The organism is Ureibacillus acetophenoni (genome assembly GCF_900220965.1).
Classification (GTDB): domain Bacteria; phylum Bacillota; class Bacilli; order Bacillales_A; family Planococcaceae; genus Ureibacillus; species Ureibacillus acetophenoni.
This window is the reverse complement of record NZ_OBQC01000009.1, coordinates 106,742-122,294: the sequence shown is the minus strand read 5'-3', so window position 1 is coordinate 122,294 and position 15,553 is coordinate 106,742. Positions and strand designations below refer to the sequence as shown.

Below are 15,553 nucleotides of genomic sequence, written 5' to 3'. Positions count from 1 at the left end.
CTCAAAGTAGAGTACGCCAGTTTATTAATTATACCGCTCTGATAGCCCTGCCATTAACAAACCTTGGGCTATTCCAAAGCTTCTTCCACTTTCTCACTGCAGTTACAACAATAATTAGACCTAGAATTAGCATGATGATTGATAATATACCGTTTAAAGTAGAATAACCGCCTGCATCACTATTCCAATATACATTCACTATCATCCACACACCCGCTACGTTGACGGTAATATATAGATACATTAACGGTATGATACAAGTTAACACATAGATTCGTTTCGTTGCCATTTTAAGGATGACTGTAGCCCCTAACACTAAACCAATCGAAGCCATTAATTGGTTAGATACACCGAATAATGCCCATATTGTTCCAATTTCACCTGAGTACAATAAATACCCCCACATAACACAGGCTAGAGCACTTGCAAAAAGGTTCCCGGGTAACCAATCCGTCCGTTTCAACGGCTTAAACGCATCTCCCAAGAAGTCTTGAATGAGGTAACGTGCTACACGAGTACCTGCATCAATCGCAGTTAAAATAAATACAGCCTCGAACATGATGACAAACTGATAGAAGAACGATGCCATTTCTGCAAACCAAGGAATTCCTATAAAGATCTGTGTCATCCCGACTGCTAACGAAACAGCTCCACCTGTTCGTCCTTCTAAGTCCATACCTATAGTTTGTGATAATGATGCTAGGTTCGTAGTTTCCATTCCTAGCGTTGCAAATACTGCAGGTGATGCATTAATTGCAAAGTAATCTCCTGGTAGTAGTGATGTCGCTGCTACTAATGCCATGACCCCTACTAAACTTTCAACTAACATTGCACCAAAGCCAACGACACGAATATCTTCCCAACGATTTAACATTTTTGGTGTTGTACCAGATCCGATAAATGCATGGAACCCTGAAATCGCACCACAGGCAATTGTAATAGATACAAACGGCCAGACCGGACCTGCAATAATCGGTCCTCCACCGTACACGAATTCCGTTACTGCTGGGAAGTGAATAACAGGGTTTACAATAAACACCCCGATAATTAGCGCTATAAACACACCAATTTTCATAAAGCTACTTAAATAATCCCTTGGTGCTAATAAGAACCAAACAGGAAGTGCAGCTGCAAAGAACGCATAAACAGGTAGAATAATTGCTAATGTATCACGGTCAAACGTTAAAAAATCACCTAAAGCCGTACCCTGAATCATCGGCCCAATAAAGACACCAATCATTAATAAAATAAAACCAACTGCCGATGTTCTTACTAAATTACCTGTTTTCTTATATGCAATCCCAACAAGCATCGCGATTGGAATTGTAATCGCAACAGCAAACGTTCCCCAAGGGTTACGTTCTAATGCGCCCAGAACTACCATTGACAGTCCAGCCATTGTTATTGTAATGATGAACAACATCGCTAGACCTGTACAAAATCCAGCTACTGGTCCGAGTTCTTCTTTCATTACTTCTGATAGCGATTTCCCTTTACGTCGCATGGAAGCAAATAACACAACTGCATCATGTACAGCCCCACCAATTACAGCTCCTATTAGTAACCATAGAAGTCCAGGTAAATAACCAAATTGTGCAGCAAGCACTGGACCTACTAAAGGACCGGCAGCAGCAATCGCCGCGAAATGGTGACCAAAAGCAACCCACTTATTAGTAGGAACGTAGTCTTTACCATCCTTGAACTCATGTGCAGGTGTATATTCTTTTTCATTTAAGCGTAATACTTTCTTAGTGAAGAAATATCCATATAAACGATATCCTATAACAAGTACGCAAATCGCACCTATTACAATAGATAATGCGTTCACAGCAACCTCCGATCTTACCTTAATAATTAGACACTGACTATACATCTACACTAAATTTTGATAAGTAAAAGTTTGCTCGAGCACTTTTTCATAAGATATGAGTCTATGAAAGTTTCTATGCAATAAGTAAAATTTAATAAAAATTAATAAATAGTAATGAATTCAATATGTTATATTCCTTTATTGAAAAATAGTTTATAGGAAGAATATTCAAATACATCCCCAGGGTTTATTCCTTCATTTTTCATTAACTGATGATTTTTCAGTTCATGGCTAGCCATTTCTCTTAACATTACAGAAGCTTCTCCGCCGTGTACAAGTTCTTCTACAGTTAACCATTTCACTTCGGAAATCTCTTTTTCTTGAATAGTGAAGGATTGGTGTTCATCCATTGGCTGGCAGTAGAAAATCGCCATATTATCACTAATTTCATGTCTAATAACACCTGTCCGTAATCCGATTAACCCTGTCACTTCGCAATCTAGTCCCGTCTCTTCTTTTACTTCACGCACAACAGCTTCATCTGCAGTTTCACCAAATTTCACAAATCCAGCTGGTAATGACCATACTCCTTTTAAGCCACTATATGTTTTTTTCACCACAAGCCATTTTCCTTCAGAATTAATGACTACCCCTGCAACCCCTAACCAAACTTTCCCTCGATCCTTTTTCATTCTAACAACTCACCCTTTGCAATATTTCCTTATCTCTATTATACATTTTATGAATTTATACAATAGAAAAACTCATCCATTAAATTAAAAGGATGAGTTCTATTTGTCTTGTTATTATTAATTATTCACAAACTTCAGGCGTACCTGTTACTTTTGCTGTTCTAAATGAAGTTCCACAACCGCAAGATGCGATAGCGTTCGGATTGTCGATTGTAAAGCCGCCACCCATAAGTGATTGCTTATAGTCAATTTTTGTTCCCGTTATGATTGGTGCATCTTCACGGGAAACAAGAATTTTGATGCCGTGTTGTTCATCTGTATAATCTTTTTCTTCATCTAAATTTTGGTCAAAATTCATGCCATATGACAATCCACTACATCCACCGCCGTGTACAAGAACACGTAAATATGAACCTTGTTCTTCGTTATGCTCTTGCATCTCTTTAATACGAAAAGCTGCTGCTTCTGTTAAATTAACTACTTTCTTTTCACTTGTCATCCCTGTCACCTTCCTTCTTCTGCTACATATATGATAACAATTTTTTGCTTATTAATACAACCATACTGCTTATTCAAAAATAGGTACTTTGCTTCACATATAAAATAAAATTGCTGTTATAATAGTCATATAGATTGGTATATGAAGGAGTGTAAATTATGGAAATTACACCGTTCTATGAAAAACAGATTGAATGCATTTATTGTAGTAAGAAATTCCCGTCTTATAAAGTACGTTCGAAATTTATAAAAATTGATAAAACGGATACAGATTTTCGCCCTATATACAGTGATCCTAACGTAATTGGCCTTTATTATAACGTGTTCGTTTGTGAGCATTGTGGGTTTTCTTTCACAGAAGATTTCTCAAAGTATTTTGCACCAGGTGTACGTCAGGTAATTGAAGAGCAAATTACAAAAAAATGGGTTAAACACGATTTTAATGGTGAAAGAACCATTTCTAAAGCTATTGAAGCATATAAGCTAGCGTTAGTATGTGGAACAATTAAAAAGGAAAAATTCGTTTCTCTCGCTGGCTTATCCCTTCGACTTGCTTGGATGTATCGTTCTTTAGAAAATGAAGACCAAGAAAACCGTTTTATGAAAATGGCCCGTGATTATTACATTGAATCCTTCTCTGTGGAAGATTATGCGGGTACACAGATGTCTAGTGTACGAATTATGTATTTGATAGCGGAACTTTCCCGTAGAATAAATGACTTAGAAAATGCAACTCGATTCTTCTCCAAAGTAATTGAAAAACAAAGCATTGGTGGAGAAGCGAAATTAATTGAAATGGCAAAAGAACAATGGCAACTCGTTCGCGAAGAACGTGAAAAAGTAAGGACAAATTAAGTAAAGCGTTTAATGAGAAAAAGGCTGCCTAATTGATTACAAATTAGACAGCCAAACTGTTGGTAATTAGAATACTTGCTCTACTTCAATAATTCCAGGTACTTCTTCTAAAAGTGCACGTTCAATACCTGCTTTTAATGTAATTGTAGAACTTGGGCAACTACCGCAAGCTCCTAAAAGACGTAAACGAACGATACCATCTTCTATATCTACTAATTCACAGTCTCCACCATCGCGTAATAAGAATGGACGTAATTTATCTAAAACTTCTTGTACTTGTTGTTTTTGTTCTAATTCTGTCATTTCCCTCGACTCCTTTCATTAAAATCATTATAATGTGAACAAGTGAAAAAATCCAATATATAAGTTAGAAAGGTTGTTAGATTTATCATGGAAAATAAACCAATAATAGAAGTGTTTGGAGCAGATGTCATTTGTGCAAGTTGTGTAAATGCACCATCGTCTAAAGATACATATGAATGGCTACAGGCAGCTATTAGTCGTAAATATCCAAATCAACCGTTTACGATTCGATATATCGACTTTGAACAACCACTAACTGATGAGCGTGATAAAGAATGGGCTGAACGCCTTCAAAATGATGAATACTTCTATCCTTTAGTACTTATTAATGATGAAGTAATCGGTGAAGGATACATTCAAATTAAGCCTGTATTTAATGCTTTAGAAAAATTAGGGTTTGTTTCTGAAGAGTAAAGCAAATTTACATAAAAGGGGTTTTCTAGATAGTTCTAGAAAACCCCTTATTTCATTATTATAGATCAACTTGACGTTTATAAAACCAAAGGTAACCAGATTTCATTAAACGCGCAATACGTCCTGTTACTGCCATATCCATAACAAGGGCAAATCCTTGTTTTTTACCTAGAGAACCTAAAGATCCCTTCATTTTGATTTCAGGCATTGTTTCTGGAAGTGGTTCGTTTTTAAAACGTGCTTTTAACGCTCTTACAGCTCGTTCTGCTTGTTCTTCTGCAAGTTGTGCACTTGGTGGTAGATCAGATGAAGCGCAGTCTCCAATGACATATACATGCTCATCATTAACTAATTGGAAATATTGATTCGTAATAGGTCGGCCTTTTGAATCTTTTTCAATATCTTCAATTTCTCTTACCACTTTTACCGGTTGAACGCCAGCTGTCCAAACGGCAGCATCAACATGAATGATTTGATCGTGATTGTATAATGCATTTTCCTCAACTTTTGTAATATTGGATTCAGCAATTACTTCCACATTATTTTTTTCAAACCATTCTTTAATATACTTACTTAACTTTTCAGGGAAATCGCGTAATATACGATGTGAACGGTCAAATAATTTAATTTTTAAATCTGCTCTACTTTCACGTAATTCACTCGCCAATTCAATCCCACTTAAACCTGCACCAACAATTCCTACTGTTGAACCCGCAGGAAGACCGCAAAGTTTTTCAAACGTATTACGTGATTTTGCAATCGTTTGAATGCTATATGTATGTTCCATCGCTCCTGGAACACCATGATAATTATCTTCGCAACCTAACCCAATTACTAAATCATCATATAGAATTTCACGATCTTCATCTAAATAAACTAGTTTTTCTTTCGTATCAATTTTAGTAATTTCACCATAGATTCGCTCTAATCTTGGGTGTTCCGGAAAATCTACACGAACCTCTCTGTCTGTAGATGTTCCTGCTGCTAACGCATAAAATTCCGTTTTCAAACTGTGAAATGGTGTTCGATCGATTAATGTAATCATCGTGTCTTCCGGGAAGTTATTTGGTAGCAAACGTAGTAACATTCGCATGTTCCCATAACCTCCACCTAATAAAACTAAGTTCTTCATATAACTCTCCCTCTATTTTTGTGCTGTTCACAAATAATACACATCTGAGTATAGCCCATTGTGAAGATTTTCACAATATCTTTTGTGAAAATCTTCACAAAAATGTTTATACAATATCTTATTCTAGAAGCACTAGTTGTGACTTTACTTTTAGCAGGTATGGGAAAAACTTCTGAGTTGTGTTCGAAACTGATAGATTGACGAAACTAGAAAAACAGAGTAGCATTTTGATGAGGTGAACTCCATTGAATCCACTAGTAGAATTTTGTATTAGTAATCTAGCAAAAGGTGCACAAGAAACCTATGAAATATTAGAAAACGATCCAAATATAGATGTTCTTGAATACGGCTGCTTAAGCTACTGTACTGTTTGTGACAACGGTTTATATGCCCTCGTAAATGGGGACATTGTAGAAGCAGACACACCTGAAGAGTTAACAAAAAAGATTTATCAGTATATAGAGGAAAACCCTCTGTTTTAACATATTGGGGCTTTTTATTGGCTCTAAAAAGGAAGGCGATTCGAAACCAGTTGTTGGTTTTGGATCGTCTTTTGTTTTTTTGCGGATAGGCGGCCTCGATAATGTCAATCAGGACCAGTTTGTGATGAGATTCTGATGAAATTGGTTTTGATAAGGTCGATCAGAACCAGTTTGTGATGAGATTCCGATGAAATTGGTTCTGATAAGGTCGATCAGGACCAGTTTGTGCAGGGATTCCGATAAATTGGTTTTGATAAGGATAATCAGGACCAGTTTGTGATGAGATTCTGATGAAATTGGTCTTGATAAGGTCGATCAGGACCAGTTTGTGATGAGATTCTGATGAAATTGGTCTTGATAAGGTCGATAATGGACATTTGAAAGTGAAAATCCCATCGGAGTGTCTTTTATCAGCCCTATAATGGACATAACAAATAATAAATCGGGTTCAAATGTCTTTTATACCCCTTATAAAAGACAACACTAATAATAATTCACATCCTAATGTCTTTTATATCCCCTATAAAAGACAACACTAATAATAATTCGCATCCAAATGTCCTTTATATCCCCTATAATGGACATAACAAATTAGATATCGCATCCAAATGTCCTTTATACCCTCTATAATGGACATAACAAATGAGATATCGCATCCAAATGTCCTTTATATCCCCTATAATGGACATAACAAATGAGATATCGCATCCTAGTGTCTTTTATCTCCTCTATAATGGACATAACAAATGAGATATCGCATCCAAATGTCCTTTATACCCCCTATAATGGACATAACAAATTAGATATCGCATCCAAATGTCCTTTATACCCCTATAATGGACATAACAAAGCATAAATTATACCCAAACGTCTATTTATCCCCCGACTATTGGACAAGCGCGCTAGCCCCCTTTAAATCCATAATAAAAAAACGCACAACCGAAGTTGTACGCGCGCGCATTCCCTATAGTTCTACCTGATCTAAATTCTCATAACAATACGTCGGCTGTGCTTCTTTTTCCATAACTACTTCTGTACTTGTCACACCCGTATTGACATGAATTGTATCACACCCAAAATGAATACCACACAGAATATCCGTATCATAATTGTCACCAATCATAACCATGTCTTCTTTTCCGTATCCGTATTCTTCTTGGATGACTTCTAACATGACAGGTGAAGGCTTGCCTACATAAAGGGGCTCAACACCCGCTACATTCGCAACTAAACTAACAAAGGAACCGTTTCCCGGTAAGAAACCGTACTCAGTTGGGAATTTGATGTCTTTATTAGTACCAATGAGTTTTGCTCCATTTTGTATCGCCGCGCTTGCTCGGGCAAGTTTCATATAATCTACCGTTCGATCAATTCCCATGACTACAACATCTGGGTGTAAATCATCGGTAACTGATATTCCCTCTTCTTTTAAAGCTGTTTCTAACCCTTCAGAACCGATCATATTTACTTTCGCATCTTTATAGTTTTGTGAGATGAACTTTGCTGTCGTAATGGCACTGGAATAGATTCTAAACTCCTCAGTCTCTATACCAACATCTCTTAAAGCGTGTTGCAATTGAGTTGTCGTCTTCGAAGAATTGTTTGTTATAAAATAGTATTCTAATCCTTTTTCCTGTAATCGATGAACAAATCGAACAGCAGATTCTATACCTTCTTTTCCTCTATAAACCGTACCATCTAAATCAAAACAATATGCATTATACGTTTTCATTCATGATTCTCCGGTAAAAAAGCTGAAACTGGTCCTAACTCATTTTCTAAATAGTTTCTTACATGGCCAGGGAACTTTTTAAGTGTTTCAACATTATCATTTAATACTTTTAATAGCAATTCATTATCTACTGAAATAAATTCCCTTACTAGCATTTTACGAAGCCCAACTACTTCTTTAAGAGGTTGGTCCATATCAGGTGTAATTACTTTTTCATCCACTAATATATCAATAATATCCTCATAACTTCCTGGGTCTCTCATAATGAATCCATCAATAATTAAATTACCAACATCCATTAAGGACTCAATCGTATTGTGTCCGATTCTGTGTAGTGCAAGTTTTGATACATCATTATTTAACCAGTCATTAGACTCTTTAAATAGATTTAAGATTTCTTCTAAGTGATTTAATGTAAGTGTAATTTTATTTCGATCGACAAAATACATGTCATGTTGCCCCCATTCAATCAATTAAGTTGATAGTCGTTTCTTTTTTATAGTACCATATCTTTAGGAATTGGGAGGAATAAAACAATATGGAACGCTTTTTCTTATATGATGACACAGAAGATACAAAAACTAGATTTGTAAGTTTTACAGGTAAATTAATACGATATGATTTGGCAATTGTACAATCGAAACGATTCTTTGGGAAAGTACTTGTGCTAGATATGCAATCTAGTCGATTTGCTATTATTGGTGCTGATGACTTAGATGAACCAGGCTATTTAGAATATGTTTACAATAAAACCGAAGAAGAAGCAGAAGATTTACGCGAGTATTTAACAGAATTATTATCGTAATATAAAAGGACCAATCTCAAAACTATGAGATGGTCCTTTTCACGTTATATTTGTTCTTGTTGTTCTATCTCTTCTGCACCGTCATTATTTTCCTCTTTCAAAGGTACTTCTACTTGACGGGGTGCTTTTCCAATTTTTTTAAGAATGAAATAAGCACAGCCAAAATTACAGTATTCATACAAATAATCTTCAAATGAACTAATTTTTGTTTCAAATGTTGATTTTTGGTTACGGTCATCGAAAAAGCCTTTCATTCGTAACTGACCATATCCCCAATCGCCGACAATGTAATCATATTTAGCTAAAACATCAGAGTAGCGTGCTAAGAATACGTCTTCTTGAAAACCATCACGTACATCTTCGATTATTTCATACGCATAGCCATCTGCGATAATCACTTGGTAATCCCCCTTCTTCAGCCGCACTACTTATTAACGTTCAAATTGAAGTTGTCTATTTTTCGTTGCTTCATTTACTTGTTCGTCCGCATGATAACTACTACGTACTAAAGGACCTGCTTGACAATGTTTAAATCCTTTATCCATAGCAATTTTGCGTAACTTACCAAATTCAATTGGTGTGTAATATTTTTTAACAGGAAGGTGTTTTTTTGTTGGTTGTAAATATTGACCAATTGTCATAATATCCACATCGTTTGCACGTAAATCATCCATAACTTCTAAAATTTCGTCCCAAGTTTCACCTAGACCAATCATTAATGAAGATTTCGTTGGAATCTCTGGTTGCATTTCTTTTGCACGTCTTAAAAATTCCAATGAACGATCGTATTTTGCACGAGCACGAACTCTTGGAGTTAATCGACGAACAGTTTCGATATTATGATTTAAAATGTCTGGTTTTGCATCCATAACCATTTGTAAATTTTCCTCAACACCGCCTAAATCAGAAGGTAAAACTTCTACAGATGTTTGAGGAGATTTACGACGAATAGCACGGATTGTTTCTGCTAAAATGCCAGCTCCACCATCTTTTAAATCGTCACGTGCTACCATTGTAATAACAACGTGTTTTAAATTCATAATTTCCACTGAATCTGCTACTCGTTCTGGCTCAGCAGTGTCTAACTCATTTGGTAAACCTGTTTTAACCGCGCAGAAACGACAAGCTCGAGTACATACAGCACCAAGAATCATCATTGTCGCAGTTCTACGCTCACCCCAACATTCGTGAATATTTGGGCAACGAGCTTCCTCACAAACGGTATGCAGATTTTTTTCACGCATTAATCTCTTTAAGCCTTTATATTCATCATTTGTGTTTAATTTTATTTTCAACCATTCTGGTTTACGAAGAATTTCATCTTTTTTAACAGTCATCGTTTTTCTCCCCTATTCTACATCTAATGCCACAAGTTTAGTTGCGACAGTCGTCAGATTTCTTAGCTGTTAAACAGAGTGCTAGAGTAATTTGGCAACGCGAATAGTAATTTCGTATTCTGCCAGTTTACCTAACTTCATTTAGTAGGGGTTACGCCACTACTTTACAGATGAGTTTGCATACTACCAATTATTTGAAGTATGAGTCTTAGAATGAAGTTCAAGCATCTGTAGTCAATTTATCATATAAATACTATTGTAACAATAAACTTACATTCATTGTACTATAAATGTCTTAATATTTAGGGAATTATTTTTAACGTACCTTATCGGGCATTAGGGGATGAACATCCCCTAATACCCGATAAATATTCTTTACCTTATTGAGGTAGCTCCACTGGTACTTCTATGGATGGTTGGTTATCTCCTCCAGACCAAATATGCGGTACTGGACTTTGCACAATTCCTATTGCAACAGGAATATATTGCTCCACAGTCGCTGTTTTACTAGCAAAAGGTACGATAATTTGAACATTTACTTTTATTTGAATACCTACTTCCACTTTCGCATTGTTAATCCCAAATTCTGTAATATCAGAAACGATGCTACTACTTACATTACCGATAATATGGAATCGGATCGGTATTTTTGGTCCTAAATTTCCGAGAATCGGTAAATTTAGCGCTTGGCCTAATGGAACAAAAAATACAATCCCATCCCCAGCTTCCATACTCCCAACATCATATTGTACATTATCTAATTCCGGGAGATGGTTTAAGTCTCCTTTTTCAGCTTCTTCTAGTTGTAGTTTGACTAAAGCAACAATTTCAGCTCTTTCCTTGTTAATAATTTCTGTGTTAAACTTCGTGATATTCGAATTTGTTGGCTCTGATTCAATAATTTCATGTACATTCATAATCTGTTTAGCACTGATTGCTCGCGTTACTACATGTGATGCAATTTTATAAGTTTGGACTTCTGCATAGTCTAAGTAAGTAGGTAATAATCGATCATTTATATAAAATAAAAATAATATAATACATGCAATGAAGCTTAAAAGGAATAGGGCTAATTTGTTAGACTTTCCGGATTTCTTCGCATGAAAGTTTCTTTTTCTTCCACGGGAAAACATAACGTTCGGTTTACGAGAAAACAAAAAATCTCCTCCTATTCTTGTAATTTATGAATAGGAGAAGATTGTTATTCGGCATGCGCCAAGTAATCTGTTTCAATCTTTTCAATAGCAATATGTAGGTGTTCTTCTAAGTTCAAAATATAAGTAGACCTAAGTATTTCATTGTTTTCTTCAAAAATACGAATGACTGGGTGCGCTGCGTCTTGTAGGTTTTGCTTTGCGACCACACCTCTTCTACCATCCGATAACAACACAATTGTTCCATTTGGATAGTGTACGACACTTCGCTTAAAGGCTTCGACTACTTTTGAATCGAATATCTTTCCACTACCAGATTCGATTATTTCTATTCCTTGTGCGGGTAGCATTCGGTCTCTGTATACTCGATCAGAAGTAATAGCGTCGAAAACGTCTGCAACAGCAATAATTTTAGCATATGGATGGATGTCTTTTTCCGTTAGACCTCTTGGGTAACCACTTCCATCAAGTCTTTCGTGATGCTGAAAAGCACAATGTGCTACTAATAAAGAAATGGAATGTAAGTTTCTTAAAATATCAAATCCAAATGTTGTATGTTGTTTTATCAATTCAAACTCTTCATCTGTTAAACGTCCTGGTTTAAATAAAACAGTACTAGGTATTTGTATTTTTCCAACGTCGTGTAAAATGGCTCCTGTTCCAATGAGTTTCATTTCGTCATAAGTTAAACCTAACTCTTTTGCAATGGCAAGGGAATATAAAGTAACTTGAAATGAATGCTGATATAAGTACTCATCATAAATGTATGAATCAGTTAGTATCGTTAACATTTCTGTACTTTTTAAAATAGATTCTAACAAGCCATCAATAAGTTTCCCTATTTCACCTGACTGTTGGTCTAGAACATAAGAGGCTTTCTTTCCTTCAACTCCTTTTAACTTGTGGAAGGACTCTGTTATTTTCTTTATAGCAGCCATTCTAACTTCAATTGGAATTGACTCATGTACTTCAATCCCATTTGAGATTTTGTCGTCAATGTACACATACTTTATATTCAATTGTTTTAATCGCTCAATAATACCCTGTGATACGACAACATCTTTTTGAAGTAATGGTCGATATGCTTCATTCCATATTGTTTTTGCTATGACCATCCCAGGTTGAAGTACCTCGAGTGATATAAGTCTCATGTAGTAAAGCTCCAATCAATTTTTGCGTGAAATTTGTTCAAAGTTTTAGGTTGATTACTTAAAGATTTTTTTCACCATAGTTTGATAAAATGTCTCTTAAAAATAAAGGTAGATAATATTTCTTTTTCGCTTCTTTAAAACTAGGGAAAAAATAGCCGAATGTAAACATGTCCAATGTAACAAGTCGATATGTTCGATTCATATCTGCAATTTGGCCACCAATTAGTAATTCGTTATGGTCATTCAATGAGAACTGATAAGTAAGTAGCTTACCAAAAATTGTTCCTCTAAAACCTAACCCTTTTAACTCTAAAAGCGGCCAATCTTCATTTTCAGAAAGCATTAGCACTTCTTTTAGTTCACTTCCACTTAATTCGATAACTACTGCATTAATAGGGTGAGGTAATATTTTATGAATGTCATATTTCGTTATAATTCCTTTACTCAAGCCACCTAAAAAGATCCCTGCATTAAACATTGCACAATCTGCCCAGGTAAATTCTAGTAAGCATTTTGCAAACAATCTTGATAGGTTTGAATGATGAAACCATTCCTTATTGTAAATTTTTGAAGTTCGAAAGACAGGTTCATTTAATAATTCTTTCCCCTTTGTTGCGAGGGATTGTAGAAATTCACCTTCTTTTTCAACTTCAGGTAATAAAGCATTTTCGATTGTCGTTTCTTCTTTTTTAATTAGTAATCGTTTTTGATGATCATATTGAATTGTTAAATGGCCTGTATATGCACCAAATTTCCCACATCCAGTTAATAATACATTGTCTATCATTTTTCCTTCTAAAAATAGATGGTGTGTGTGTGAACCTAATATTACGTCAATATCAGGACATTCTTTAGCTAATAATTCATCATCTGTAATACCTAAATGGGACAAACAAAGGATAATATCAACTTGATCTTTTATCTCATTTACAACCAATTTAATGGCCTCTTTTGGATCTGTTATTGTCCAATTAAGTTCATCATAAAAAACTGGGAACATTGCTGTTGCACCGACAACGCCAATTTTTGTTCCATATTTTGTCATTAGAATTGTATAGGGTTTAATCCACTTTGGATTTCCCTCACTTTTTGAGTGTAAATTAGCAACGACTACCTCAAATGTTGCCCCCTCATATAAATGATATAGATCCTCATAGTCTAGTGTGATTCCTTCGTTATTGCCAATTGTTACAACATCATATTGTGCTTCATTTAACATAAGCACATTTCCTTTACCTAACGTTGCTTCTGTATATATATTTGAGCGATCTAAATGGTCGCCAATGTCTAATAGAAAACTCGGCTCTCCCTGTTTCGAAAAAGCAAGTCTTTGTTCTTTAATGTAATATTGCATTCGTGGCCAATATTCGAAGTGGCTATGTAAATCATTCGTATGAAAAAAATGTATCGTTTCGATCAAGCACGCCACCTTCTTTCAAAAAAATCAAAACATGAATTTAGAATAACCCATCAATAATAGATCGGATACCAAGTAATAATAAAATGATTCGTAAAGCAAAAATAAGCGTTTCTGATTTCATCTTTTTATTTAAGGAAGCACCAATTTTTGCACCAACATATGCCCCAATAATGATTGGTATTGTATAGATCCACGGAACATTTCCTAATGCGATGTGACTTGCAGAGTTAACTAATGAAGATAGGAAGACTAAAAACATTGACGTTGCCACCGCTACGTGAGGTGGGAAACGGAATAGTAACAGCATTGCTGGAACAATCATTGATCCCCCGCCAATTCCAAATAAACCTGAAGCAAAGCCTACAACAAATGTTAGTAAAATCGCAAACCAAATTGGATAACCATAAATATATTCTTTCCCAGAACTATCGATATATTGCTTTTTCGTTCCATTTTCTACGAACCAATTGACTGGTTTAAGTTTATCTCTAACCAATAACAATGTTGATAAAACTATTAACAAAATACCAAAGTATAGATTAAAAGATGGTAAATCTAAAAATTGATTGACCCAAGCGCCAAACATCGTACCTGGTATACTACCAATGAAAAAAATAAGCCCACTTTTATAATCTACCGTTTTTGATTTCATATAAGATAATGTGGAAGACAAACCTGTGAAAATCATCATGATAACTGAAAGTCCTACGACAGATTGTGGTGTTAAATCTGGAATAAATCCGAGTGATAGTCCTATAAAGAGCGTAGCAGGAACTAAAATGACTCCCCCGCCTAAGCCTACTAGGGCACCTATAATCCCTGAACAGAGTGCAATAATTGCTAATAAAAAGAATTCCATTATATTTCCCCTTCAAATAGATCTAATTGTTTTGGTGATAAGCCGCTATATTCTATATCTAACATGCTCATTAATTGCTTTGCATTGTTTGCAGCATGATGACCAGAATTGTTATTAAATAAAACATAAACATCTTTAGACTGTTGTTTTAAATCTGAAACGACATTTGCTATTTGCTTTAGTTCTTCTTCATTGTAATCGTATAGGAACCTAACTTCACGCCAATTTTGACTGTTTCCGGCGTTTCTCCATCCATGAATGTTTCGACCGTGAATTCTAAATAACACTTTTTCATTAGATGTAGCTACACTTACAAGTGGGACTGAACCGCTACCTGCCTGTGGTTCATCACATACTGAATGAATGAGATTATTTTCTCTTAGAAATTGTAGCATTTCTTCCCTATTTTTTTCTGCATACCATGTTTGATTTCGAAATTCAATTGCAATTGGAAAACCTGTTAGTCGTTCTTTGACATACCGAATGTATGTAACATTTTTTCCTTGGCAATCAAACCAAGGGGGAAACTGGACTAAAACCATCGCTAGTTTTCCTTCTTCCTGGAAAGCAGTTGCACATGCTCGAAATGCCTCAAACATGTCATTTCGTGTTTCAAAAGGTAGATCTTCTCGTAGATGTCCTGTCATTCCTTGATAGGCTTTGACAACAAACTGAAAATTCGCTGGTGTTTCAGCACACCACTTCTTCACATTTTTTTCGGAAGGAATCGCATAAAAAGATGTATCTACCTCTACAATTGGAAAGTGTGCACTATAATTAAATAACTTATCTTTCGCAGTCGATTGCTCATTATATAAAGAAGGGTGATCTCCCCAACCTGTTAATCCAACGTATATCAAGAAAAACCCTCCTTTCCTTAACCTATTCCGAGTAAGATTTGTGCACATT

The 15,553-nt window shown here is 35.5% G+C and carries 18 protein-coding genes; 4 read left to right on the top strand and 14 right to left on the bottom strand.

Translation table 11 applies throughout. The annotated features are described in order from the left end of the window. Window positions 1–28: 28 nt before the first annotated feature. The 3 genes from CRO45_RS12715 to CRO45_RS12705 form a co-directional block, all read right to left on the bottom strand. Window positions 29–1,828: a carbon starvation CstA family protein gene (locus tag CRO45_RS12715; protein ID WP_097150026.1), complete on the bottom strand. Its 1,800-nt coding sequence runs from the start codon at window positions 1,826–1,828 to the stop codon at window positions 29–31. A 170-nt stretch (window positions 1,829–1,998) separates the two neighbouring features. After that, window positions 1,999–2,502, bottom strand: a complete 504-nt coding sequence (locus CRO45_RS12710; protein WP_097150025.1) for an NUDIX domain-containing protein — start codon at window positions 2,500–2,502, stop codon at window positions 1,999–2,001. A gap of 121 nt (window positions 2,503–2,623) precedes the next feature. Further along, window positions 2,624–3,001 carry a HesB/IscA family protein gene (locus tag CRO45_RS12705; RefSeq protein ID WP_097150024.1) on the bottom strand — a complete coding sequence of 126 codons (378 nt, stop codon included), beginning with the start codon at window positions 2,999–3,001 and terminating at the stop codon, window positions 2,624–2,626. 158 nt (window positions 3,002–3,159) lie between these two features. Here CRO45_RS12705 and CRO45_RS12700 point away from each other — a divergent pair, with 158 nt between their 5' ends. Further along, complete coding sequence (locus CRO45_RS12700; RefSeq protein WP_097150023.1) at window positions 3,160–3,855, top strand: DUF2225 domain-containing protein; 696 nt, start codon at window positions 3,160–3,162, stop codon at window positions 3,853–3,855. Window positions 3,856–3,921: 66 nt separating this feature from the next. Here CRO45_RS12700 and CRO45_RS12695 read toward each other — a convergent pair whose 3' ends face one another. After that, complete coding sequence (locus CRO45_RS12695) at window positions 3,922–4,158, bottom strand: NifU family protein (protein ID WP_097150022.1); 237 nt, start codon at window positions 4,156–4,158, stop codon at window positions 3,922–3,924. An 87-nt stretch (window positions 4,159–4,245) separates the two neighbouring features. Between CRO45_RS12695 and CRO45_RS12690 the strand changes: the two genes are divergently transcribed. Next, on the top strand, window positions 4,246–4,572 hold the full coding sequence (locus tag CRO45_RS12690) for a YuzD family protein (protein WP_408057145.1): 327 nt from the start codon (window positions 4,246–4,248) through the stop codon (window positions 4,570–4,572). Window positions 4,573–4,630: 58 nt separating this feature from the next. Here CRO45_RS12690 and CRO45_RS12685 read toward each other — a convergent pair whose 3' ends face one another. Next, window positions 4,631–5,704 carry an NAD(P)/FAD-dependent oxidoreductase gene (locus CRO45_RS12685; protein ID WP_097150020.1) on the bottom strand — a complete coding sequence of 358 codons (1,074 nt, stop codon included), beginning with the start codon at window positions 5,702–5,704 and terminating at the stop codon, window positions 4,631–4,633. A gap of 245 nt (window positions 5,705–5,949) precedes the next feature. On the opposite strand from CRO45_RS12685, the gene CRO45_RS12680 reads away from it, so the two are divergent. Further along, the gene (locus CRO45_RS12680) at window positions 5,950–6,186 is read left to right on the top strand and encodes a YuzB family protein (protein WP_097150019.1); all 237 of its coding nucleotides are present in this window, start codon (window positions 5,950–5,952) and stop codon (window positions 6,184–6,186) included. A gap of 964 nt (window positions 6,187–7,150) precedes the next feature. On the opposite strand, the gene CRO45_RS12675 is transcribed toward CRO45_RS12680, so the two are convergent. Beyond that, a complete protein-coding gene (locus CRO45_RS12675; RefSeq protein WP_097150018.1) occupies window positions 7,151–7,918 on the bottom strand; it encodes a TIGR01457 family HAD-type hydrolase in 768 nt (255 codons plus the stop codon). Next, window positions 7,915–8,367, bottom strand: coding sequence for a DUF86 domain-containing protein (locus CRO45_RS12670; protein ID WP_097150017.1), 453 nt, complete (start codon window positions 8,365–8,367; stop codon window positions 7,915–7,917). Before CRO45_RS12670 ends, CRO45_RS12675 begins: the two co-directional genes overlap by 4 nt. Before the next feature lie 89 nt (window positions 8,368–8,456). On the opposite strand from CRO45_RS12670, the gene CRO45_RS12665 reads away from it, so the two are divergent. Then, window positions 8,457–8,723, top strand: a complete 267-nt coding sequence (locus CRO45_RS12665; protein ID WP_097150016.1) for a DUF3055 domain-containing protein — start codon at window positions 8,457–8,459, stop codon at window positions 8,721–8,723. 44 nt (window positions 8,724–8,767) lie between these two features. On the opposite strand, the gene CRO45_RS12660 is transcribed toward CRO45_RS12665, so the two are convergent. The 7 genes from CRO45_RS12660 to CRO45_RS12630 all read right to left on the bottom strand — a co-directional run bounded on the left by CRO45_RS12660 (window position 8,768) and on the right by CRO45_RS12630 (window position 15,504). Further along, window positions 8,768–9,121: a YutD family protein gene (locus tag CRO45_RS12660; protein WP_097150015.1), complete on the bottom strand. Its 354-nt coding sequence runs from the start codon at window positions 9,119–9,121 to the stop codon at window positions 8,768–8,770. 33 nt (window positions 9,122–9,154) lie between these two features. Then, entirely contained in the window at window positions 9,155–10,060 is a 906-nt protein-coding gene (gene lipA / locus CRO45_RS12655; protein WP_097150014.1) for a lipoyl synthase, read from the bottom strand. Window positions 10,061–10,440: 380 nt separating this feature from the next. Further along, a complete protein-coding gene (yunB, locus tag CRO45_RS12650; protein ID WP_097150060.1) occupies window positions 10,441–11,193 on the bottom strand; it encodes a sporulation protein YunB in 753 nt (250 codons plus the stop codon). Between the two features lie 68 nt (window positions 11,194–11,261). Next, window positions 11,262–12,365: an HD-GYP domain-containing protein gene (locus tag CRO45_RS12645; protein WP_097150013.1), complete on the bottom strand. Its 1,104-nt coding sequence runs from the start codon at window positions 12,363–12,365 to the stop codon at window positions 11,262–11,264. A 58-nt stretch (window positions 12,366–12,423) separates the two neighbouring features. Continuing rightward, window positions 12,424–13,785: a bifunctional metallophosphatase/5'-nucleotidase gene (locus CRO45_RS12640; protein WP_097150012.1), complete on the bottom strand. Its 1,362-nt coding sequence runs from the start codon at window positions 13,783–13,785 to the stop codon at window positions 12,424–12,426. Between the two features lie 37 nt (window positions 13,786–13,822). Then, window positions 13,823–14,644: a sulfite exporter TauE/SafE family protein gene (locus CRO45_RS12635; RefSeq protein WP_097150011.1), complete on the bottom strand. Its 822-nt coding sequence runs from the start codon at window positions 14,642–14,644 to the stop codon at window positions 13,823–13,825. Next, window positions 14,644–15,504: a DUF72 domain-containing protein gene (locus CRO45_RS12630; RefSeq protein ID WP_097150010.1), complete on the bottom strand. Its 861-nt coding sequence runs from the start codon at window positions 15,502–15,504 to the stop codon at window positions 14,644–14,646. Before CRO45_RS12630 ends, CRO45_RS12635 begins: the two co-directional genes overlap by 1 nt. Between the last annotated feature and the right edge of the window lie 49 nt (window positions 15,505–15,553).

Excerpts from the sequence above, each read along its gene's own strand:
- CRO45_RS12635 (WP_097150011.1), bottom strand. The coding sequence starts at position 14,644 with ATGGAATTCTTTTTATTAGCAATTATTGCACTCTGTTCAGGGATTATA.
- CRO45_RS12695 (WP_097150022.1), bottom strand. The coding sequence starts at position 4,158 with ATGACAGAATTAGAACAAAAACAACAAGTACAAGAAGTTTTAGATAAA.
- CRO45_RS12690 (WP_408057145.1), top strand. The coding sequence starts at position 4,246 with ATGGAAAATAAACCAATAATAGAAGTGTTTGGAGCAGATGTCATTTGT.
- CRO45_RS12670 (WP_097150017.1), bottom strand. The coding sequence starts at position 8,367 with ATGTATTTTGTCGATCGAAATAAAATTACACTTACATTAAATCACTTA.
- lipA (WP_097150014.1), bottom strand. The coding sequence starts at position 10,060 with ATGACTGTTAAAAAAGATGAAATTCTTCGTAAACCAGAATGGTTGAAA.
- CRO45_RS12685 (WP_097150020.1), bottom strand. The coding sequence starts at position 5,704 with ATGAAGAACTTAGTTTTATTAGGTGGAGGTTATGGGAACATGCGAATG.
- CRO45_RS12665 (WP_097150016.1), top strand. The coding sequence starts at position 8,457 with ATGGAACGCTTTTTCTTATATGATGACACAGAAGATACAAAAACTAGA.
- CRO45_RS12705 (WP_097150024.1), bottom strand. The coding sequence starts at position 3,001 with ATGACAAGTGAAAAGAAAGTAGTTAATTTAACAGAAGCAGCAGCTTTT.
- CRO45_RS12675 (WP_097150018.1), bottom strand. The coding sequence starts at position 7,918 with ATGAAAACGTATAATGCATATTGTTTTGATTTAGATGGTACGGTTTAT.
- CRO45_RS12700 (WP_097150023.1), top strand. The coding sequence starts at position 3,160 with ATGGAAATTACACCGTTCTATGAAAAACAGATTGAATGCATTTATTGT.
- CRO45_RS12645 (WP_097150013.1), bottom strand. The coding sequence starts at position 12,365 with ATGAGACTTATATCACTCGAGGTACTTCAACCTGGGATGGTCATAGCA.
- CRO45_RS12710 (WP_097150025.1), bottom strand. The coding sequence starts at position 2,502 with ATGAAAAAGGATCGAGGGAAAGTTTGGTTAGGGGTTGCAGGGGTAGTC.
- yunB (WP_097150060.1), bottom strand. The coding sequence starts at position 11,193 with ATGTTTTCCCGTGGAAGAAAAAGAAACTTTCATGCGAAGAAATCCGGA.